The sequence below is a fragment of the Burkholderia sp. GbtcB21 genome (assembly GCF_019091065.1).
In the GTDB taxonomy this organism is placed as follows: domain Bacteria; phylum Pseudomonadota; class Gammaproteobacteria; order Burkholderiales; family Burkholderiaceae; genus Burkholderia; species Burkholderia pyrrocinia_C.
The window spans coordinates 325,905-346,625 of the sequence record NZ_JAGXKA010000006.1 but is presented as its reverse complement, the minus strand read 5'-3'; the positions used below and the strand labels follow the sequence as shown (position 1 = coordinate 346,625).

At 63.2% G+C, this 20,721-nt stretch carries 24 protein-coding genes and 1 pseudogene; 18 read left to right on the top strand and 7 right to left on the bottom strand.

What is annotated here, in order from left to right; all coding sequences use genetic code 11:
- The first annotated feature begins 1 nt into the window (after position 1).
- The 10 genes from KVT39_RS17140 to KVT39_RS17095 all read left to right on the top strand — a co-directional run bounded on the left by KVT39_RS17140 (position 2) and on the right by KVT39_RS17095 (position 8,666).
- On the top strand, positions 2-1,945 hold the full coding sequence (locus KVT39_RS17140; protein ID WP_217589727.1) for a transglycosylase SLT domain-containing protein: 1,944 nt from the start codon (positions 2-4) through the stop codon (positions 1,943-1,945).
- A complete protein-coding gene (locus tag KVT39_RS17135; RefSeq protein WP_217589725.1) occupies positions 1,942-3,873 on the top strand; it encodes a hypothetical protein in 1,932 nt (643 codons plus the stop codon). The genes KVT39_RS17140 and KVT39_RS17135 overlap by 4 nt, the downstream gene beginning before the upstream one ends.
- Before the next feature lie 112 nt (positions 3,874-3,985).
- Entirely contained in the window at positions 3,986-4,906 is a 921-nt protein-coding gene (locus KVT39_RS17130) for a tail fiber domain-containing protein (protein WP_217589723.1), read from the top strand.
- Entirely contained in the window at positions 4,903-5,361 is a 459-nt protein-coding gene (locus KVT39_RS17125; RefSeq protein WP_217589721.1) for a hypothetical protein, read from the top strand. The genes KVT39_RS17130 and KVT39_RS17125 overlap by 4 nt, the downstream gene beginning before the upstream one ends.
- A 29-nt stretch (positions 5,362-5,390) precedes the next feature.
- Positions 5,391-5,690 (top strand): putative holin-like toxin, encoded by a 300-nt coding sequence (locus KVT39_RS17120; RefSeq protein ID WP_217589720.1) that lies wholly within the window; start codon positions 5,391-5,393, stop codon positions 5,688-5,690.
- Positions 5,683-5,871: a hypothetical protein gene (locus KVT39_RS17115; protein WP_217589718.1), complete on the top strand. Its 189-nt coding sequence runs from the start codon at positions 5,683-5,685 to the stop codon at positions 5,869-5,871. The genes KVT39_RS17120 and KVT39_RS17115 overlap by 8 nt, the downstream gene beginning before the upstream one ends.
- A complete protein-coding gene (locus tag KVT39_RS17110; RefSeq protein WP_217589716.1) occupies positions 5,855-6,259 on the top strand; it encodes a DUF1003 domain-containing protein in 405 nt (134 codons plus the stop codon). The genes KVT39_RS17115 and KVT39_RS17110 overlap by 17 nt, the downstream gene beginning before the upstream one ends.
- Positions 6,256-6,738 (top strand): glycosyl hydrolase 108 family protein, encoded by a 483-nt coding sequence (locus KVT39_RS17105; protein WP_217589714.1) that lies wholly within the window; start codon positions 6,256-6,258, stop codon positions 6,736-6,738. Before KVT39_RS17110 ends, KVT39_RS17105 begins: the two co-directional genes overlap by 4 nt.
- Complete coding sequence (locus tag KVT39_RS17100) at positions 6,735-7,319, top strand: hypothetical protein (protein ID WP_217589712.1); 585 nt, start codon at positions 6,735-6,737, stop codon at positions 7,317-7,319. The genes KVT39_RS17105 and KVT39_RS17100 overlap by 4 nt, the downstream gene beginning before the upstream one ends.
- Positions 7,320-8,150: 831 nt before the next feature.
- On the top strand, positions 8,151-8,666 hold the full coding sequence (locus KVT39_RS17095; RefSeq protein WP_105393096.1) for a GNAT family N-acetyltransferase: 516 nt from the start codon (positions 8,151-8,153) through the stop codon (positions 8,664-8,666).
- A gap of 75 nt (positions 8,667-8,741) precedes the next feature.
- Here the strand turns inward: KVT39_RS17095 and KVT39_RS17090 are convergent, their stop codons facing one another.
- On the bottom strand, positions 8,742-9,206 hold the full coding sequence (locus KVT39_RS17090) for a hypothetical protein (protein ID WP_034184092.1): 465 nt from the start codon (positions 9,204-9,206) through the stop codon (positions 8,742-8,744).
- 313 nt (positions 9,207-9,519) lie between these two features.
- Here KVT39_RS17090 and KVT39_RS17085 point away from each other — a divergent pair, with 313 nt between their 5' ends.
- A complete protein-coding gene (locus KVT39_RS17085; RefSeq protein WP_034184093.1) occupies positions 9,520-9,915 on the top strand; it encodes a hypothetical protein in 396 nt (131 codons plus the stop codon).
- 702 nt (positions 9,916-10,617) lie between these two features.
- On the opposite strand, the gene KVT39_RS17080 is transcribed toward KVT39_RS17085, so the two are convergent.
- A complete protein-coding gene (locus KVT39_RS17080) occupies positions 10,618-11,361 on the bottom strand; it encodes a DUF695 domain-containing protein (RefSeq protein WP_217589710.1) in 744 nt (247 codons plus the stop codon).
- 197 nt (positions 11,362-11,558) lie between these two features.
- Between KVT39_RS17080 and KVT39_RS17075 the strand changes: the two genes are divergently transcribed.
- The 4 genes from KVT39_RS17075 to KVT39_RS17065 all read left to right on the top strand — a co-directional run bounded on the left by KVT39_RS17075 (position 11,559) and on the right by KVT39_RS17065 (position 13,675).
- Positions 11,559-11,867, top strand: a complete 309-nt coding sequence (locus tag KVT39_RS17075) for a phosphatidylserine/phosphatidylglycerophosphate/cardiolipin synthase (RefSeq protein ID WP_034184095.1) — start codon at positions 11,559-11,561, stop codon at positions 11,865-11,867.
- A 205-nt stretch (positions 11,868-12,072) separates the two neighbouring features.
- Positions 12,073-12,312 carry a hypothetical protein gene (locus KVT39_RS38505; RefSeq protein WP_131946880.1) on the top strand — a complete coding sequence of 80 codons (240 nt, stop codon included), beginning with the start codon at positions 12,073-12,075 and terminating at the stop codon, positions 12,310-12,312.
- A 183-nt stretch (positions 12,313-12,495) separates the two neighbouring features.
- Positions 12,496-13,035 (top strand): hypothetical protein, encoded by a 540-nt coding sequence (locus tag KVT39_RS17070; RefSeq protein WP_034184272.1) that lies wholly within the window; start codon positions 12,496-12,498, stop codon positions 13,033-13,035.
- A gap of 166 nt (positions 13,036-13,201) precedes the next feature.
- A complete protein-coding gene (locus KVT39_RS17065) occupies positions 13,202-13,675 on the top strand; it encodes a VOC family protein (RefSeq protein WP_034184096.1) in 474 nt (157 codons plus the stop codon).
- A 64-nt stretch (positions 13,676-13,739) separates the two neighbouring features.
- On the opposite strand, the pseudogene KVT39_RS17060 reads toward KVT39_RS17065, so the two are convergent.
- A pseudogene (locus KVT39_RS17060) lies at positions 13,740-13,946 on the bottom strand (GGDEF domain-containing protein); the annotation flags it as partial.
- Positions 13,947-14,201: 255 nt separating this feature from the next.
- Between KVT39_RS17060 and KVT39_RS17055 the strand changes: the two are divergent.
- Entirely contained in the window at positions 14,202-14,429 is a 228-nt protein-coding gene (locus KVT39_RS17055) for a hypothetical protein (protein ID WP_034184098.1), read from the top strand.
- A 149-nt stretch (positions 14,430-14,578) separates the two neighbouring features.
- On the opposite strand, the gene KVT39_RS17050 is transcribed toward KVT39_RS17055, so the two are convergent.
- A complete protein-coding gene (locus KVT39_RS17050) occupies positions 14,579-15,202 on the bottom strand; it encodes a phospholipase D family protein (protein ID WP_105393102.1) in 624 nt (207 codons plus the stop codon).
- 330 nt (positions 15,203-15,532) lie between these two features.
- The gene (locus KVT39_RS17045) at positions 15,533-16,021 is read right to left on the bottom strand and encodes a helix-turn-helix domain-containing protein (protein ID WP_217589708.1); all 489 of its coding nucleotides are present in this window, start codon (positions 16,019-16,021) and stop codon (positions 15,533-15,535) included.
- Positions 16,022-16,197: 176 nt separating this feature from the next.
- On the opposite strand from KVT39_RS17045, the gene KVT39_RS17040 reads away from it, so the two are divergent.
- Positions 16,198-16,635 (top strand): PaaI family thioesterase, encoded by a 438-nt coding sequence (locus KVT39_RS17040; RefSeq protein WP_034184101.1) that lies wholly within the window; start codon positions 16,198-16,200, stop codon positions 16,633-16,635.
- Positions 16,636-16,819: 184 nt separating this feature from the next.
- Positions 16,820-17,872, top strand: a complete 1,053-nt coding sequence (locus KVT39_RS17035) for an NADP(H)-dependent aldo-keto reductase (RefSeq protein WP_034184102.1) — start codon at positions 16,820-16,822, stop codon at positions 17,870-17,872.
- A 66-nt stretch (positions 17,873-17,938) separates the two neighbouring features.
- Here the strand turns inward: KVT39_RS17035 and KVT39_RS17030 are convergent, their stop codons facing one another.
- Together KVT39_RS17030 and KVT39_RS17025 are read right to left on the bottom strand one after the other, a co-directional pair.
- On the bottom strand, positions 17,939-19,225 hold the full coding sequence (locus KVT39_RS17030; RefSeq protein ID WP_034184103.1) for an MFS transporter: 1,287 nt from the start codon (positions 19,223-19,225) through the stop codon (positions 17,939-17,941).
- Positions 19,226-19,260: 35 nt separating this feature from the next.
- Entirely contained in the window at positions 19,261-20,682 is a 1,422-nt protein-coding gene (locus KVT39_RS17025) for a M20 family metallopeptidase (protein WP_034184104.1), read from the bottom strand.
- Between the last annotated feature and the right edge of the window lie 39 nt (positions 20,683-20,721).

Sequence of the window (20,721 nt, the reverse complement as noted above, 5' to 3'; positions counted from 1 at the left end):
TATGGGCCTCTTTGACGGAATGACAGACCCGAATAGCGGCTTGATGGGGATGTTCGCAAACCCGCAAACAGCCGGCTTGCTCGGACTCGGTCAAGGCTTGCTTCAGGCGTCCGGCCCGTCACGCATTCCGGTGAGCATGGGGCAAGCGCTCGGCAATGGGTTGGGTCAGATGCAGCAGGGCATCGGCAACGCTTTCCAGACTCAGCAGCAATTGCTGCGCATGCGCGCGATGCAAGGCCTGATGGGCGGCATCGGTGGAGCACAGCCGCAAAGCCAACAGGCCGATCCGACGCTTGCACAGGGAACGCCAGTCTATGGTGCGGCGAATAGCGGCCCGATGTCTGGGCTGTCCGCCGGCCTCGGCGCCGCAGCACCGCAGATGCCGTCGCCACAAGCGGGCGGCGCAGCACCTACCGCTGGTATTTATGGTCGATCTCCCCAGGAACTGTTCCAGCAAGGCATGCTGATGAATATGGCAGGGATTCAGGGCGGCGGCGACATGATGCGGATCGCGGTCGAACACGATCCGACATTGGCTCGCATGATGCCGACGGACATCCAGAAGAATGCTGCGGCAGCGTACGGCTTTGGCTCTCCGGAATACACGAACGCGATTCGAGGCGTGGTCGACAAGGAGGGAATCGTCGCATTGCGTCCAGGTGCGCCGTATATTCGTGGCGGTCAGGTGTATGGAACGCCAGGTCAAGCACCCGCCGGCTACATGAACGTTCCGAACGGTGACGGAACATGGACAGTGCAGCCTGTTGCCGGAGGGCCCGAAGCGGTTAAGGGAAGCGCGGCTGCGGGCGCGATCGGCAAGGCATATGGCACGAATACGACCGGTTATCAGAATGGCCAACCCGTCTACGTCAACCAAGGTCAATTGAGCGACCAACTTACGAGCGGTGGTCCGGGCGCAGGCGTGGCTGGATTCACGCCATTCCAAAACGCCATCCGCCAAGTCGAGAGTGGTGGCAATCCGATGGCTATCAATCCGGCGTCCGGAGCATCGGGAAGCATGCAAACAATGGGGCCGACGCTGACGAATCCGGGTTTTGGTGTGACGCCCGCGCGTGACAATTCTCCTGCCGAGAAGCAGCGAGTCGGCGCTGATTATGCGGCCGCTATGCAGCAGCGCTATGGCAACGATACGGACGCGGCTGTCGCGTATAACTGGGGGCCGCAGAATGCCGATAAATGGATCGCTGCCGGCCGGCCGTGGAAGATGCTACCCCGCGAGACACAAGGCTACGTCGGGCAAGTTCATGCGCAAATGCAGAACTTTTCCGGAGGTCAGCAAGGAGGGCTGGCATCGGGCGTAGCGCCTGAATTGCCGCCTGGGTCCGCAACTGCCGCAAATGCCTCTCAAGGCGCTCCGGGCAAGCAGATGGCCGATGCGTACGGTTCTCTATCGAACGCGGATGCAAACTATCAGCAGTCGCGCGAAGCGCTCCAACAGATGTTGGCCTTGGCTCATAACCAAGGGCTCGGCGGTACGGTGGCGCGCATGCTGCCTGCCGATGTGGCTACGCGCATCAGCAATGATGCCGCAGAATATCAAAAGGCCCATGCCAATTATGTGAGCCTGCAAGGGAAAGCGCTGGGCTCTGGAGGAACTGACGCCTCTCGCGCGACGCTGAACGAGGCCGTGCCGACCTACGATAAGCCGCAGGACGCGAAAATCGCCGGCCTGACGAACCAGCTTAACCAGCTTGACCAGATGCATATGAAGACTCAGTTCCTGACGCCGTTGTATTCGCAGGGGAATGAGAAAACCTTCACGACGCAATCGGCGGCATTCGACCAGAACATCAAACCCTCGATGATGCCGATCCTGCAAATGTCGGGCGATCAGCAGCGTGCGGCAGTTCAGGCGGCGATCAAGGCTAATCCGAGGCTGCGCGCGAACTTCGAATGGGCGTTCAACAACGGGATGCTGAAATGAGTGCGTTCGACGATTACCTGAACGCGCCAGGTGCGGCGCCTCAACAGGACTTTGGCGCCTATCTGGGAGCTCCAGCAGCACCGGCGGTCGTCCCGCCCGCGCTGCGCGTGCCGCAGGCTTCGAATCAGCCTCAGGGGCAATGGCAAGTTCCCGGAAGCGTCACGATGGGGATCGGCGATGTGGTGCGCGGTGGTGCTCAGGATGTCGTCCACGGCCTATCATGGCTCGCAAACAAGATCGCTCCGAACTCTCAGTTCGCCAAAGACGCTTCCGCCGCGCTGCCGCAGATGCAGCAGACAATCGATACGCAGAACGCTCAATATGCAGCCCAGCGCGCCGGTCAGCAGCCGCAAACGTTGAGTGGCATTGTGACTGGTCAGCAGTCGACGCCCGGAACCGATTGGGGGCGTCTCGCCGGCAATGCGATCGGCACGCTTCCGGTAATGGCGATGGGTGGCGGGACTGGACTCGCTGGACGCGTCGGGATGGGCGCATTGCAGGGCGCTACTAGCGCCGCCCTGATGCCTACCACTGGCAATAGCGACCAGTCTTTTGGCCAACAGAAGATGCAGCAGGCAGGAATCGGCGGCTTGATGGGTGCTTCTATCCCGCTGGCCTACGAGGGGGCGAAAGCAGTGGGGACCGGGCTGTGGAATGCTGCGCGCCCGGTGCTGCAACCCGAGCGCTACGTCGGCGAAGGTATGAGCAGCCTCATGAATCCGTCAGAAGCGGCGGCGGCGGCGGCGAATATCCGAGGGGCTCAGACGTTCGTTCCGGGATCGCAACCGACAACCGCGCAAGTAGCCGGCAATCCCATGCTCGTGCAGACGGAGAAAGCAGCTGGCAACATTCCGGCTTTCAAGACTGCTGCTGCCGAACGGGCCATCCAAAACAATAATGCTCGTTGGCAGACCCTCATGGGGGTCGCCCAAACGCCTGAAGCGCTCCAGGCGGCGCAAGCAGCGCGGGAAGACGCGACATTCCCGCTCTATGCCGCGGCTGGCGATCAGACGGCCGGCGCCGGGAAAGCCCTCGTGAAGCTGTTCCAGCGTCCGGCGATGATGCAGGCTGCGCAGCAAGCCGATATGCTCGCGGCGAACCGTGGCGAAACTCTCGTTTGGCCGCAGCAGGGCGGCGACATGTCGATCAATGGCCGCGCGCTCGATTATACGAATCGCGCCTTGAGGGACATGATTGGAAACGCCAAGGCGAGTGGGAACAAGGAACTCGCCTCCGGCCTCGCGGATGCGCAAAGCCAGCTTCAGGCGTGGACTTCCCGCTATATCCCGGCGCAACGTGAAGCGGCTCGCGTCTATGCGCAAATGAGCGTTCCCGTGAACACGATGGAAGCCGGTCAGGCGATCGCCAACGGCCTCGGCACGCGCGCAATGAACGCTGGCGGCGTCCCCGAAATCCAGATGATGCCGTTCCGATCCGCGCTCACTTCGGCAATGAAGAACGCGCCTTACGGAATTGATGCTGATGCGCTGCGACAGCTTCAGGGCATCGGTCAAGACCTTCAGCGCGCGACGATCTCGAACTCAATCCGCTCGCCTGGCAGCGATACTGCGTACAACCTAGCCGCGCAGGGCTGGCTCGCGCGGCAACTCTACGGTCCGACGTTCGGTGGGGCGGGAAATGTCGGGAAGGCGGTGGGGGCGCTCGGTGCTACGGCATTGGGTCATCCGATGGCCGGCCTCGGGATTCTTGGCGCCGGCAACAAGATCGGTCAGATGGTCGGCGGCCGCCTTCAAGATCGCCTGACGGGTCTACTTATGGACCCGAATGCGGTCCTCCCGTACCTCGATGCTCGTGCTGCCGCGGCGGCGCAATCGGTTCCAAATCCGCTCATGCAAGGGTTGCTTAATTATGGGCGTCCAGCCATTACCAACGGTCTTGTTGGCGGCCTCGTAAATGCCCACCAGTAGCCCGATGACGATGGCAACCCCAATTTTGATCAGGCCGATCTGAATGATCTGGTCGTACATGAACGCTCCGAACCCCGCCAAGTGCGGGGTTTTTCATTATAGGTGATCCGAAATGGCACTCTGGCAATGGTCCACGATCGCAGCGAACAATGCGACCGCCGGGACGATCAACTGGGCCGAAGGACAGGCGCCGTCGACTGTCAATGATAGCGCGCGGCAGATGATGGCCGACGTAGCTACAGACCTCATGACCGATCGCGAATGGCTGAAGTTTGGCGATACGCCGACATATGTGAGCGGGACGCAGTTCACGGTACCGACGAACCGTACAAGCATCTATACGGCCGGGCGACGCATTCGCACATTCAATACTGGCGGCATACTTTACGGCACGATTACTGGTTCAGCGTACACGTCTCTGACGACAGTAACCGTTGCTCTAGATTCCGGTGCGCTGGATAGCGGGCTTTCAGAAGTGGATGTTGGGATTCTGAACCCAGCATCTGCATCGCTAGGAAACTTGCCGGGGTTGACGCTTAATGAGCCGGGCAACAGCACGAGCACGCTGACTATCAATGCTGCCACTGATGCATATGGCGCCAATATCAAACTCGTCGGCAATGGTGGTACGAGTTCAACGCAGAGCAAGTACATCATTGCCACGGGCGGGAATTTCCAAATTGGCAATGGGCTACGCAGCGCAGCAATCCTGAGCATCGACGATCCCGGCAATTTGACAATCACCGGGGACATTAGAGCCAATTCCGACGAGCGTCTAAAGCGTGATTGGAAGCCTGTCGTAGAGGATTTCCTTGAAAGGCTCGCGACCATCAAGAGCGGCACGTTTCATCGTATCGACATCGGCGAAGTTCAGGCGGGCGTGAGCGCTCAAGATTTGCAAAAGCTTCTTCCCGAGGCCGTCGGTGGAGCATCCATTCTATCTGTCGCCTATGGTCAAGCAGCCCTTGTTGCATGCGTCGAGCTCGCCAAAGAGGTCATGCGCCTGCGCGCGCTTCTGGAGCCGGTCAAATGACGCTCCCGGCCTCGTTTCCCCTCTCCATGTCGCAGATCGCGGCCGAACTCGGGCGCTCGCTCCCGCTCTCGCTGCTCGATTCGTGGGTGGTTGCATTGGCCGGCAAAAGTGGTGCGCCGGTCAGCTTCAGCGACCTGCTCGGCAAGACCGGCCGATACGATGGAAGCAATGCAATCGGCGGCGTCAACCCTGCCAATATCTCATTGAGCAATCCATTCTTCGGCGGAACGCTTTCTGCGATGAGCCAAAGCACGACGAACGGAAACATGACGCTTTCATTCTCTGTCGCCCCTAATTGGTCTGGAAACATCCTCGCCAAGAACAATACGACGAGCGCGAGTGCAGTCCTCTTCAAACAGAACTCGACCACTTGGGCTGTGAATGGTGCCAGCGGAAGTATCTTGGCGCTTCGCGAAGGCAATACCGACAGCTTCACCATTATTCCATCCAACTAACGACAACCGGGGATTACATGGATCAGCAAATGGCAGCCATCGCAGAACTTCGGGCGCGACAGGAAGCGACCGACAACGCCATCGAGCGACTTGACGAGCGGGTGACACGCCACGACGAGATCATCTCGAGCCTCCGGGAAGCGGTCGCGAAGGTTGCGACGAAGGACGACATCACTGAACTCCGGAAGGACATCAATGAGCAATTCACCGTGCAGATGCGCGACGCGCACAACTCGGTGCCGGTCAAGCATTCTCTCATGATCAGCGCAGGAATGTTCGTGATCGCCATCATCACTCTTGTTGTTAGCTTCTATCAGCATCATGGATGACGAAACCATTGAGGGCCGCTTTGAGCTTCACGACGAGCGGCTCGACCATTACGGCGAGCGAATCGAAAAGCTCGAAGGCGAGCGCGCGCAGAGCCATGGGCGCCGGCTGGAATGGATCGTGATCGCGCTGGTCGCGCTGGAAGCCGTCTTCGAGGTGCTGATGTATGTCCGCGGGCACTGAAACGTTAGGGCAGCGCGCGGCCGATTTGGCGTCAAAGCACATCGGCAGTTGGGCGTTCCTGATCGCGTTCAATCTGTTTGTTGGCGCGTGGTGTTTCATCAACGTTGCGCTCGGCGGAAACGCCTTCGACCCATATCCGTACATCCTCCTGAATCTCGTGTTCTCGTGGCTGGCTGGCGTTCAAGCACCGGTCATCATGATCTCGCAGAACAGGCAGGAAGAAGTGCAGCGCCGGCTCGTCGAGGATATTTACCGAATCAGCCAAGCGGCCCTTTTGATCGTGGAAGCCCAGCGCGACATGCTGGCAGACCATGCCGAACTGCTACGCGCGCTGCGCGAGAGCGACGATCGAATCCTGAAAACCCTCACCGAAGGAGAAAAGGAGTGAGTAGCTTCGATGATGCATTCGATGCCCTCATCGGAAACGAAGGAGGCTATTCGAGCAATCCGAAGGACCCGGGCGGCGAGACAATGTGGGGTGTTACGGCGCGCGTCGCGCGTGCGGCAGGATATGCCGGCGCGATGCGTGAACTGCCGCGCGATACCGCGAAAGAGATCGCGAAGAAACTGTATTGGGATCCACTGCATCTCGATCAGTTTGACCCGCGGATCGCCTTTCAGATCTTCGATGCGAACTATAACGGAGGCCATCCGGTGATCTGGATGCAAGGTGCCGCAGGCGCGCGTGTTGACGGTGTGCTCGGGCCAGCAACGATCGCTGCAGTGCAGTCGACAGATCCCCTGCGCTTCATGATGCGCTGGAATGCGCTGCGCCTCACCTATTTCACCTCTCTGGCTACCTGGTCGACGTTTGGCAAAGGCTGGACGCGGCGGATCGCCGCCAATCTCACGAAAGGAGCCGCATGATGCCACTGATCCCTATCGCAATGGCGCTCGCGCAATTTGCGCCGATGATTGCCGGATGGCTCGGCGGATCCAAGGCTGAGGATGTCGCGACGAAGGTAGTTGGAGTTGCTCAGGCCGTCACCGGTCAATCGGCACCGGATGCTGCATTGGCCGCCATCCAAGCCGATCCTAACCTTGCGCTGCAATTCCAGAAAGCCGTGCTCGAGCAGCAAGGACAGCTCGCGCAGATCGCCGCCGATCTCACGAAGGCAGAACTCTCTGCTGACATGGCGAATACTGCCTCTGTCAATCAGACGATGCAGATCGAAGCGAAGGCGGACCACTGGCCTACCTACTCGTGGCGCCCGTTCGTCGGCTTTTGTTTTGGCTTGCTCGGCCTCTTGGCCGGCTTGACTGTTGCCGGTGCATATATCGGCGTGATGGCCTTTCAAGCCAACCCGGCGATCCTTAGTCAGATTCCTGGAATGCTCGGCTCCGAAGCTGCGGTCATGGCTACCATGGCGCCGGTGCTCGGAATCGCCAGCTACTTCCGCGGCAAGATGCAGGCCAACCCTATTTTGCCGACAGATAACCGGGGGTGATTCAGTAATCTCGGATGGCGAATAGTGTGGGAACGAGGCATGAAAAAAGCAGTAAAATCAATACTCAGTTTACGAGCGTCGTTCCCATTTTCTGGACGCTATCCAATGCTGCATACAGATTGCATGCCAGGATTGTGATTCCTGTCGTCGTGGGTTCGAGTCCCATCAGCCACCCCAACAAATTCAAGCAAAAAGCCCAGTTCATCGAACTGGGCTTTTTGCTTTCTAGCGTCTGTATAACCACCGTGTAACCGGTTTTCGTCAAAGCCTTTTCGACGAGGGGCTGTATAGCGTGTAAAGCACCGCTTCTTTTCGTGTCTGCGACGTCGCCGGCGCGTATCGCAAAACCGTCAACGGGCCGGGACCATATGTGCCTCGTCTTTCTTCGACGTTTCGTTGACAACACACTCACCCAATCTGCGAGCGACGCGTCGTTCTCGACTAAGGTTTGCACGCGCCGTGCCGTTATCTTTCGAGGACAGCCCTCGTGCCTCGAATGCTGATCCGTTTGCTTGCCTGCTCGCGCGTCGCGTGAGCAGGCTTTTTTCGTTTACGGCGACGGGAACCGGAAATTTGGCGGAATAGCGCAGGGATTTGGCACGAACCGACAAAGCGCAACAGTCTTGCATGCGTGTAATGTGTCGTCTTCCTCGTGCCCTCATGCCTTGCAGGGCCGTTCGATCCCGGCGACCAGTGAAGGTGTCGGGATTTTTTTTGCCTGCACGCAAATGTCCCGGCGGCGAGCCGTCGCGGCATGCATGTTTCAAGGAACGGTATATTTTGCGACGAGACATTCCGATCAAGAGAACAAGCAGAAGGAGTTGCCAACCGATGCCGGAAACCCGGACCACGCTTCGCGTCGCGACAGCGCACGACGCGCCCCTCATCGCCCGCCTGCACACCCTGAGTTGGCAAACCGCATACAGCCATATCCTTCCGGCAGCCTATCTGTCCGACGAGGTGCCGGCGGAACACGCGGTCCGGTGGCGGAAATATCTCGATCGCAATGAAAATGAGTGGGGCCTCGTGTTGATCGCCGAATCTGATGGCGAGCCCGTCGGCTTCGTCAGTGCCGAACGCCCGGTCGATCCGGCGCGCGGCGTGCTGCTCGACTGCCTGCACGTCCATCCTTCGCATCACGGCAGCGGTACGGGCAAACGCATGATCGAAGCCGTTCGCGCGTGGGCCCGGACGATCGGCGTGGACAAGGTCCATCTGTCGGTGCTGGAGGGCAACGTGCGCGCGATCGGCTTTTATGAGCACAACGGCTGGCAATTGGCGGGTATCGAAACGAGCCGGATCGGCCAGACGGAGGTCACCGATCGGATCTACACGATACAGGCCTAGCGGCTTGCCGCGATCCGAACGAACGACCGCACGATATGCAGCCATTCCCGGGCGAAAGCCGAACTTGCTCGTCTGTTACTCGCCGCAATATCGCACGAGCAAATCGGCCTCCGTCTCGTGCACCTCGACGGGCAGGGTCGTCGCACCTGCATAGGCAAGATAGCGTGCGCGATGCTGGCCGTTGCGGAATGACGCGACGCCGACTTTCGACAGGCCGGGGATGCCGAGCAGCGTTCGCGTTCTCGTCTCGCGAAACGTGATGAACGGCATGTCCGGAATCTTGTCCTGGTCCGGATCGAGGAATTCGCGAATACCCGCGGCTTTTCCGGGAGCCCAGTACTGGACCGACGGCAGCACATAGTCGGTGGTGTCGCGGTCGGCGCATGTCAGCAGTTTCGTCAGGTCGATCGTCACGACCTGATGTCGCGAGTCGTCGGACGGGAATACCCGCTTGAGGTGCGTATAGGCATAGGGGGCGTGCCCGGGAAGCTGGATGATCCAGACATCTACGCCATTCAGTTGTGCGCGGGCGAGCGTCATTATTTCCTCTGGTGGCGCAAGCGGTCTTCGTGGCCGGAGTTTAGCAGCGCGATTACGACAGCGGTGCAGGTCGATACCCGGAATAGGAAAACGGAACGATTCGCAGCGGAACCGGATGTGCAGAAGGCGCGATTGGCAAAGCGGATGCGGTCATGTGTCAGCGGTCGATATCGACAGGTCGTGGGAATGTCGCGATACTTCCAGTAGAAAGCACGCGCTGCGCGCAATTCACGCATGCTTCATACGGCGTCGCGAAGCCGGACAGGCGCGGATCATCAAGAGAACAGAGAGGGCAGATTGACCGGAGAAAACCATGTCGTCGAAACTTGAAATCGAATATCTCGATTACTGTTTCACGGCGACACTCGAAATCAGGGAGTCCGGTCGGACGGGCGTTGTCGACCGAAAACTGGAATCCGATTCGCGAAGCAAGACACTTGCGTGGATCGTGTTCGACCGCTTTCTCGAGCGGAATGACTTCGCCGATGAAGAGGATGCGCGTGCAAATATCGTCGACTGGCTGGAGCGGCTTGCCGACCCGAGGTCCGGCGCGTCGGCCGAAATTGCGAAGGCAAACGCGGTTGCCGCCGGGGCGGCGTCAACAAGTTCATCGACTGCCGAAATCGTCGGCGAAACGGTCATTGAAATCGTCAGCGATGTCGATTGGATCGATATGGTCGCCGACTGGTTTTCCAGCAGCTCGCCGTAATGACGAAACCGGGTTTTTTCTGATGCTGGGTATTGCGTTCGTGAAACATGGTTTCACGAAAAACGGTGCGAGAAAATGAAGCCGAAATCACGGCTCTCGAAAAAATAGAATAATCCTGCTTTGACATCACTCGCGACTTACCGGAAACTGGGCCGCTTCTGAAAAACGTCCACTTGAACTAAAACAAAATAGAACTCCAAACATGAATAGAAGAACGCTGCCGACGGCCGGCGCGATCGTTGCCGCTGCCGGTCGCAGGTCTTGCGCTCGGATCGCGACGCCACGCGGCATGCGGACCTGCCTGACGCCGCCACCTTGTCGACAAAGGGTGAGTTGCCGCACAGACCGTCGCGCGGCCCGCGATCACAATTTGGCCGGTTGACCGTTCTTCCCCGGCCCGGTCAACTGTTTCCCCGCTCGCTCGCGCAGGAGCGGGGGCTTTTTGCCCGCCCGACGCCGGAGAGCTGCGTCGGCGGAACCGGACAGGCGTTCGGCAGGCTGCGCAATCGAACCAGGCGCCCCCCGACATCCGTTCGCCTGATCCGCACGAATCGCTTTCCTCGTGCCTGAGCGAACCCTCAGGCCCATCGCCGGTTTCGGCCAGCGATGCCTTGATCCCGGCAGCGCGCAGCAACGCTGCCGGGATGTTTTTTGCACATGACACGTAGCGTCACGTCGTACGCAGCGGGCATGTCGACCCGCTCAATCAGCCTGTTCGACGCTGGTTTCCCATCCGTCGTATTCCCCTCCGAGCGAACGCACCTCGCGATTGATCGCGATCGTATGGCGCGTGATGTCGGCCAGCGCCATCGTGCCTTCGTGCGAAAACCGCACGGCCGACTTGCCGTCTTCCGTCGGCGCGACCGATTCGACCGGATAACCTTTCGCTTCGGCCCAGTCCGCGAACTGGTGCGCGTCGCTCGGGTCCGGGAAGTACGCCCAGTGCATCACGCGCCGGTTCACGTCGCTGGCGTCGCCTTTCTGCCGCAGCGCATCCAGCACGCGCATGTCGCGCATGATTTGCCAGTCGTCGTCGGTCGGGTAAAGGGTCTGCCAGTATGCTTCCTTGTCCGGATCGTCCTGGTGTGCGTACTGCAGCGCGTAGGTTGTCTGTTCGGCCAGCGAGTCGACGAGCTCCGCCGCCGCCGCATCGTCGAATGGCACGTAGAAAAGGAAATCCCGGTTGCCGTCGACGGTGATGCGGCCGACCTGCACGCCGCCTTTCGCGGTGATCGTGGCGTCCAGCAGATCCTCGATCTTCGTGAGGTCGGCGAACTCGTCGCCGGTCGGCAGGCCTTCGGGCGTCGGGTGCGCGAAGGGGACGCGCACGCTGAGCAGCGACGTGCGCGGATCGCCTTCCGCGATTTCCGCAAAGCTGTGGTTGAAGCTGATGAAAGCCTGATGGTCGCCCATTCTGGCAGGGAAGGTTCCCCAGGCGTCGGTCATGTGTTTCTCCCGTACACGATTGTCTGTTGACGGTTTCAAAGCGTCCCAATGTATCATCGAAAATGGCGTTTGCCGGGGAGGTGCGCGTGATGGCAGCCTCGCGGGTAACGTATGCGAGATCCGGGGCTGCCCGTGATCCTGCGCATTTGCGTGACGGGCCGCAAAAGCGGACCGCAAAAAATTCGAAGGAGATTCCGATGTCGATGTTTGCGGTGAATGGTGTTCGAATCGATCCGCTCAGCGCGCGCGTGACGCACGTGCGCTGGGCAGCCGTGAATCCGGCCGACCGGTCGTGGGCGGCGGCACCGAGCGAGGCGCCGGTGGCGGAAGTGGCGCGCGCACTCGCGTCCGGCAACGATGTCCGCGCGATCTTCTCGGCATCGGATGCCACCGCGATCGGGCCCAGGCTGAAACGCGTGCTGTATCGCGATGCGTCTGAAGGCATCGAACTCGACATCGATGCGACGAGCGAGTCGCGCACGTTGCGGGATCTTCCGCAGATCTGACCGGAACGACGCGTGCCGGCGGTAGCGGGCGCCGTCGCATTGATTGCGGCACCCGGCCGAAAGGCCGCCCACACAACGTCGAACGCGAGGAGTAGTATCGAATAACCGTCGTACTGCATTGCCGATCGCGCCGAACGGTTTGACTGGCCGTGCGATGTGCGGCGGGCCGGTACCAAAAGCGAATGGCGCAAACGCGCACGAGACCATGTCCAGACCTGTCATCGCCCCGTTGGCATCCGCGCTTTGTCTGGCGCTCGCTGCCTGCCAGACCGCGTCCAGGCCGACGCCTGTGCAGCCGTCGCCCGAGACCGCGTCGGCAGCCGTTCCGGCGTCGTCGCCGGCAGTGCCGATCCGCGGCATCGGCCAGGCGCCTCAGCTGGCAGGGCAAAGTCACTGGGCCGTCGGTCAATGCACGACCAACGGCACCGTCAAGGTGTGCAATTGACCGGTGCCGACTGAACGGTGCCCGTTCCCTGCGATCGAAAGATTGTTGGTGCGCGGAAACGCACGACGTTCTCGACCGCAACGATTTCCCGTCGCCAATCCCTGTTTTCCGGCTCGTTCGCAGAGCCTTGATATGGCGCCCGATCTCGATGGGCCAATTGCCGTCGAAGCGAGTAAGCGAACGATGAACGACGAACGCGAAACGAACGATTCCGACCTGCACGTCGATCCCGTCGCGGGAACGGTCATCGGCCCATTGCCGGTAACGCTGGCGGTCGACAGCCGGAGCCTGAAAAGAAGGGCAATCGCGTGCGCGGTGCTGGCCGCGGCGAGCCTGTGCGGTTATGCGGCCGCCCCGACGCTCTGGCCGGTCGCGGCGCTGGCCGTGCTGCTGGCGCTGGCGGGTGTCGCCTTCTTCGTCTCGTCGCGACGCAAGATGGCGCTGCATGTCGACGAAACGGGTTTCAGGCTGATCGGCTCCGCACGCGAAAAACCCGTCACGCAATGGCGCGACGTCACCGAGTTCCGGATCATCCGCGTCGCCGGAAATCGTTATATCGGCTACCAGTTCTCGGCGCATTCGTCGCGCACCAAGATGCCGGGCGGCGTGATGCTGCCGATCGCCCGGTTTGCCGATCTTCCGCTCGACGCGGTGGCCGGGTTGCTGGAAGCATGCCGCCGGCAGTTCGGCAGGCAGGACGACCGGGCCGACCGAACGGGCTGATTGCGCCCGATGAGCGTGACCTGAGCGACCCGGCACTCAAGAAAACAAAAAAATGTCGGGCGCCGTGTCGATTTCCGCCGGGTTCGTCCGTCGTGGTATCGGAGGCGTGCGCATCGCGCGTCCGTCCCGTTTCCCGATACGACAACCGACTGAAGGAGCGACACCTATGGCCACGTCCGTCAAACCGATCCCGGAAGGGATGCGCACGCTGACGCCGCACCTGATCTGCGCCGGCGCGGTAGCAGCCATCGACTTCTACAAGCGCGCATTCGATGCGAGCGAGCAGTTTCGCCTGCCGATGCCTGACGGCAGGCTCGCGCACGCGTGCCTCGCGATTGGCGATTCGACACTGATGCTGGTGGATGAAATGCCCGAGCACGGCGCGCTCGGGCCGAAGGCGCTGAAAGGCACTGCCGTCTGCCTGCACCTGTACGTGCCGGATACCGATGCGGCGATCGCGAAGGCTGTCGCGGCCGGCGCGACGGTGACGATTCCGGCCGCCGACATGTTCTGGGGCGATCGCTATGGACAGGTCGAGGATCCGTTCGGGCATCGCTGGTCGCTCGCGACGCATCAGCGCGACCTGACGCCCGAGCAGATCGCGGAGGCGATGGCCAGCGCACCGCCGTGCGGAAGCTGACGCGGCCAGGCAACCGCGGTTGAACGACGGGGCGGCGGCAGGCGCCGCCCCGGTTCGCGCGCGGTCAGGCGCCGGCCGTCGTGCCGCGCTGCTTGTGCTCGTACATCCGGTGGTCGGCCGGTGCGTGCAGGTCGGCCACCGTGCGATGGTGCGCGGGATCGCAGGCGACGTTCCCGACGCTGAACCGGATCGCGTAGCCGCGCGCGTCGGCCATGTTGCGCAACGCAAGCGCTTCCGCCACGCGTTCGACCGGCTCGGCGACGTCGGCCGGTTGCATGGGTTGTCTCTTGTCCCGGCAGCAAGGCCGGTCATCGGATCGTATGCGCATGATTCGGCGCGTCGCCAAGCCGCAAGTCCCGCGACGGGCGTTTTCGGCTCCGCACGGATCGATGAAGATACGGCGAGAAGCGAGCGCCATGGGCCAGCGTCGTGTCCCGATGCGGAATCGTTTGCGCGATGCCTCAAGGTGCTCGCCGCGGTGCCGTAAACAGGACGAGTCCAATCGTTCATCGCATCCCATCGCACCATGGTTCGAATCCTGTACGCGGGGTATCTCGCGTTTGCGCTGTATCTCCTTTACCCGATGGTTCAGAACACGCTGACATTCAGCACGGATTGCGTGCGCAACGCGCTGCCCGGCGGCGCCCACGGTTTGTCGACGTCGGCGGCAAGCGGCGTGGACGGGCACGCGAACCGCTGTGTGCCGACCACGCAGGTTGGTGCCGCGACCGCGCGCTTGCCTGAAATCCATTGAGCGGGGCGGACCGTCGCGCGTATCGTTCGATGCGCGACGCGGCGTGCTGGCCATTTGGCCGAATTGATACCCGCGCCACGCTCGACGATCATCGGTAACACGGCGGATCGAATGCGACGTGTCGAGGGCCGTGCGAAAGCGCGGCGTGGTCAGTAGCTGGAGCGGTACGGCGTGCCCTGGTCGAAGCGGCTTTGCCAGTGCGTGAGGTAGCGTGACGCGAGTTGTGGATTGTTCCACACCACGACGACGTTCTCGGAATTGCGGCTGGCCGCCGACGCAGAGTAGTTGAACGAACCGGTCTCGACGTGCTCGGCGTCGATCACGAGGTACTTGTCGTGATGGATTGCATAGGCGTCGATCGTGCGCGTCGGGATGCCTGCGTTGATGAGCAGGTTCAGTGCCTGCTTGCTGCTCTTCGCGCGATTGCCCTTGTCGTCGACGACCACGGCGACATTGACGCCGCGTCGCTTGGCAGCGAGCAGCGCGCGCGTGACGGGCGGCGACGTGAACGAATACGCAGCGACGCGAATCGAGCTGCGCGCGGCGCCGATCGCTTTCAGCACGAGTGCCTCGGCGCCGCCGTCGGGCGAGAACGCCGATTCGACAACCTGTGTCGCGGGTGCTTCGTGGGTAGGTGCCGGCAGCCATCGCGACACAAGGTCGATCGCCTGCTGAAGCAGCGATTCACTTTGCGTCTTGCCGAAGGCGGCGAACGGTGTAGCGAGCAGGGAGGCGGCGAGGCAGGCAGCGGCGAGGCGATTGCGCGACAACATCTTGGACAGCGAACAATTTCGAGACAGCGGGCCGTGAGTGTAACGCAGACGCGGCGGCGCGGTCACGCGCGGATGCGAATGGATTGCCCGCGCGGTGATCGCTGGCGGCGGAGGCGATGACGCAAAGTTGCGTTGCGTGGCATCTGCGTGCGCGATCAGGTCGATCGATGGATGTCGCTGACGACGGCGTGCGATTGCGCGTGCCGTTGCGGGACATCGGCGTGAAGGCAAGGCTCGCGTGCAGGTGAACGGGCTCGGTGCGGCCCGTGACGGAAGCTCGCATGCAAAGCGCGGTTCGTGCGCGTCAGGCAGTCGTGCGCATGCCGCGCGTCAATCCTCGACCGCCGGCGTCCCGGTTTCGTCGGGCGCGATCCATCCGGGCCCGGGCTCCGGCTGCACGTCGCGTGCGTCGAGCGGTTCGCCGCAGGCCGAGCACACGGTAACCGCATGCATCAACTGGCCGCAGGCACGGTGACGCAATTGCACCGGCGGCCCCTGGCCGTCGTCCTTCCAGCGGTCACCCCACGCCATCAGCGCGAGCAGGGCCGGGTACAGGTCGAGGCCTTTTTCCGTCAGCCGGTATTCGAAGCGCGGCGGGCGCTCCTGATATGCGCGCTTGACCAGCACGCCTTCGTCGACGAGCCGCGCGAGGCGTTCGGCCAGTACATGGCGCGTGAGGCCAAGCTGTGCCTGGAATGCGTCGAAGCGGCGGCAGCCGAGGAATGCGTTGCGGAGGATCAGCATGGTCCAGCGGTCGCCGAGTACGGCGAGCGTGCGCGCGACCGAGCAGTTCAGCGTGCCGATGTCATCCCATTTCATCGTCGAGTCTCTTGCGTCTTGCGGCGGTTCAGCGAAATAGCGGGTTCGATTATAGAACCCGCCTTCGGTTGCAACGGGCGCGGCTGCGTTGACAACGGGCGGCATCGTTGTCGATAATGAGTTCCAATTTAGAACTTACTCGCGTGGCGACGCGCTTTCAACCCGGAGACAACCCGATGAATCCGCTTTCCCTGTCTGGTCTCGATCTGCTGCGTGCCGCGGTGGTGGGCGATGTGCCGCTTGCGTCGATTTCCGAGACGATCCCGATGCGTCCGCTGGACGTCGAACTCGGCTATGTGAAATTTTCGGCGCGAGCGGATGGTCGGCACCTGAATCCGCTCGGCGGCGTGCACGGCGGGTTCGCCGCGACGGTGCTCGATTCGGTCACGGGTTGCGCGGTGCATTCGATGCTCGACGCGGGTGTCGGCTACGGCACGGTCGATCTGCATGTGAAGATGCTGCGGCCCGTGCCGCGCGACGTCGACCTGATCGCGGAAGGGCGCGTGATTCACCTGTCGCGTTCGCTGGGCGTCGCGGAGGGCACGCTGAAGACGCCGGACGACAAGATCGTCGCGCATGCGTCGGCGACCTGCTTCATTCAGCGGCCTCAGTAACGAACGGCGGCAGGCGGGGCCGGCTGCGGGAGGGTGCTACGGACGTGCGACGCAGGTTGCAAGGCCGTTGCCCGCTCATTCATGGCAGAGCCGAAGGCCGCCTGTAAGCGCACGCGGCGCACGTCTGAAGCGATCGCTTCAATGTGATAGCGTTCCTGCTTTCCACCGACGCGACAGGAACAGCATGGAATACCGCACACTCGGCGATTCGGGCATCGAGGTCAGCCTGGTCGGTCTCGGCACGATGACGTGGGGCGAACAGAATTCGGAACGCGACGCGCACGAGCAGATCGACTACGCGATCGGGCAGGGCGTGACGCTGATCGATGCCGCGGAGATGTATCCGGTGCCGCCGAAGCCCGACACGCAAGGGCGCACCGAGCAGTACATCGGCACCTGGCTCGCGCAGCATCGCGCGCAGCGCGACCGGATCGTGCTTGCCACGAAGATCGCGGGTCCGGCACGGCAGCCGCACAACCCGCGCCATATTCGTGGCGAAGGCAACCAGTTCGACCGCAAGAACCTGACCGAGGCGCTCGACGGCAGCCTCAAGCGGCTGCAGACCGACTACGTCGATCTCTACCAGCTGCACTGGCCCGATCGCAGCACGACGACGTTCGGCCGTCCCGCGTATCCGTGGGTCGACGACGCGTACACGGTGCCGATCGAGGAAACCCTCGGCGTGCTCGCGGAATTCGTGAAAGCCGGCAAGGTGCGCGCCATCGGCGTGTCGAATGAAACGCCGTGGGGTGTCGCGCAGTTCCTGCGTGCGGCCGAGAAGCTCGGGCTGCCGCGCATCGCGAGCATCCAGAATCCGTACAGCCTGCTGAACCGCACGTTCGAGAACGGGTTGTCGGAATTCACGCATCGCGACGGCGTCGGCCTGCTCGCGTATTCGCCGCTCGCATTCGGCTGGCTGTCCGGCAAGTACGAGAACGGTGCACGCCCGGCCGGTGCGCGCATCACGCTGTTCGAGCGTTTCCAGCGCTACAGCAAGCCGCAGGCCGTCGAGGCGACGTCGCGCTACGTCGCGCTCGCGAAGCGTCACGGGCTGTCGCCCGCGCAGCTCGCGCTCGCGTTCGTCAACAGCCGGCCGTTCGTGCGCAGCAACCTGGTCGGTGCGACGTCGCTCGAGCAGTTGAAGGAGAACATCGGCAGTATCGACGTGAAGCTGTCCGACGAGATCCTCGCCGAGATCGACGCGCTGCACGAACAGCAGCCGAACCCGGCGCCGTAAACGGCGTGCGGCCCGCGCGGCAGCGATGCCGCGACGGGCCGCATCGGCGCGCCGTCGTCGGTTGCGTTACCGCATCTTGAGCCGCGTGCGCGCGACGAACAGCGCGGCAAGGCTCAGCAGTGCGCAGCCCATCAGGTAGAACGCCGGCGACAGCCGGTTGCCGGTCGTGCTGATCAGCCAGGTGATGACGAACGGCGCGAAGCCGCCGAACAGCGTGACGCCCGTGTTGTAGCTGACCGCGAGGCCCGTCGCGCGCGTCTGCGACGGAAACAGCTCGGCCATCAGCGCCGGCAGCGCGCCGCAGTACATCGCTTTCATCGCACCGATCCAGACCAGTGCGGCGAGCATCGTCGCGAACGACGCGTGGCGCGTGAGCCATGCGAACGTCGGCCACACGGTGACCAGCATCAGGACGGCCGCGACCGCCATCATGCGGATCCGCCCGGTGCGATCGGACAGATGGCCGACGACCGGCGTGACGAGCGTCAGCACGAAGCCGGTCGCGAGCGTCGCCGCGAAGCCCGTCGATGCGGGCAGCCCGAGCTGCTTGATCGCATAGGTCGGCATGTACAGCACCATGTAGTTGATCGCGGTCGAGATCACCAGCGCGCCGATCGACAACAGCAGCCGCAACTTCTGGTCCGCGAACAGTTCGCGCACCGGCGCTTCGGAGCGTGCCTGCGTCTTGAACTCGACGCCTTCGTCGACGTAGCGGCGGATGTACAGCCCGACCGGGCCGATCGCGAGACCGAACAGGAACGGCACGCGCCAGCCCCAGCTTTCGAGTTGCGCGGTTGTCAGCGTGGACGTCAGCAGTGCGCCGAAGCCCGATGCGAGCAGCGTCGCGAGGCCCTGGCTCGCGAACTGCCAGCTCGACATGAAACCGCGCCGCTGCGGTGAGTGCTCGACGAGGAACGCGGTCGAACTCGCGAATTCGCCGCCCGCGGAAAAGCCCTGCATCAGCCGCGACAGCATGATCCCGAGCGGCGCGAGAATGCCGATCGATGCGTAGGTCGGCATCAGCGCGATCAGCAGCGTACCGGCCATCATCATCGCGATCGACAGCAGCAGCGACGCCTTGCGGCCCGCGCGGTCCGCGTACGCGCCGAGCACGAAGCCGCCGATCGGCCGGATCAGGTAGGACAGCCCGAACGTGCCGAGCGTCAGCATCAGCGAGGTCGCTTCGCTCGTCGCGGGGAAGAACAGCTTGGCGATCGTCACCGCGAAGAAGCCGTAGACGATCAGGTCGAACCATTCGAGTGCGTTGCCGATCGACGCCGCGAAGATGATGCGCCGGATCTTCGCGGCGCTGGGGCGGGCGGCTTCCTGCGAGGTCAGGGTGGTCGTATTCATCGTGTGTGCAGGTCCCGAGAAAGGGGCGAAGCGCGTTACAGGGTGGCGCCGGCCGCGGCGGGCGCCGCGCGGCGAACGGGCGGCGCGTCGTCGCCGAGATCCCAGAAGAGGCCGGCCATCATCTGCAGCCCCTCGCTGACGACGCTCGCGAGCAGGTGCTCGTCGGGCGCATGCTGCGAGCACGCCGGGTACGAGTGCGGCACCCACAGCGTCGGCAGCCCGAGCGTGTCGGCGAACACTTCGTTCGGCAGCGTGCCGCCGAGATTCGGCAGGATCGCGGGCTTCTTGCCGGTGGTCCGCGCCAGCGACGCGACGGCCCAGCGGACCCACGGATCGTCCGGCGGCACGCGCGTCGCCGGTGCGCCGCGCTCGATGTCGATCTCGATGTCGCCGAAACCGTGCGCATCGAGGTGCGCGCGCAGGTGCGCATGCAGCGCTTGCCAGTCGGTGCCGACGACGAAGCGCAGCTGGCAGTGCGCATACGCGGCGGGCGGGATCGCATTGACGGGGTGCTCCGGGTTGCCGGCCTTGAACGCGAGGATCTCGAACGTGTTCCAGCCGAACACGCGCTCGGCCGCGGACAGGCCGGGCTCGCCCCAGTTGGCGTCGAGCGCCGGATCGCCGGGGCCGCCGCCGACGGAAAGGTCGGCGAGCGCGTCGCGCACGGCGGCCGGGATCGGCGGCGGGCGCAGCCCCGCGACGCGAATCGCGCCGCGCGCGTCGACGAGGCTCGCGAGCGCATGCGCGAGCACGATCGCCGGATTGCGCAGCAGCCCGCCCCAGTTGCCGGAGTGGTGCGCGCCGTCGCGCGCGCGCAGGCTCAGCCTGAAGTTGACCGAGCCGCGCGAGCCGAGGAACACGGTCGGGCGCGCGGCGGCGATACGCGGGCCGTCGGACGCGATCAACACGTCGGCCGCGAGCGCGTCGCGCTCCTGGCGGCACAGCGCGTCGAGGCCCGGCGACCCCGTTTCCTCGCCCATCTCGATCAGCAGCTTCGCATTGAAGCCGAGCCGGCCGCCGCGCGCGTCGAGCACGCTCGCCAGCGCGGCCAGGTTGATCGTGTGCTGGCCCTTGTTGTCGGCGCTGCCGCGGCCGTACCAGCGGTCGCCGTCGGCCGTCAGCGTCCACGGCGACAGCGGCGCGCGCCACTGCGCGTCATAGCCGCGCACGACGTCGCCGTGACCGTAGATCAGCACGGTCGGCAGCGCGTCGTCCTCGTGGCGCGATGCGAGCAGGAACGGGCCGCCGCCGTCGACGGGATTGTCGACGATCCGCGACGTGAAGCCGAGGCGGGCGGCCTCGGGCGCGATCTCGTCGGTCAGGTACGCGCGCAGCGCGGCACCGGTGCCGCTTTCCTGGCTTTCGGTGCGCAGGCCGACGCGGCGGCTCAGGGTCGTGAAGAACGCACCGGATTCGAACTGGTTCAGCGCGTGCTGGATGGCGGCGGTACGGCTCAAGTCGGGCTCCTCTGTCGGGCTGGCGGCGTGCGCGGATCG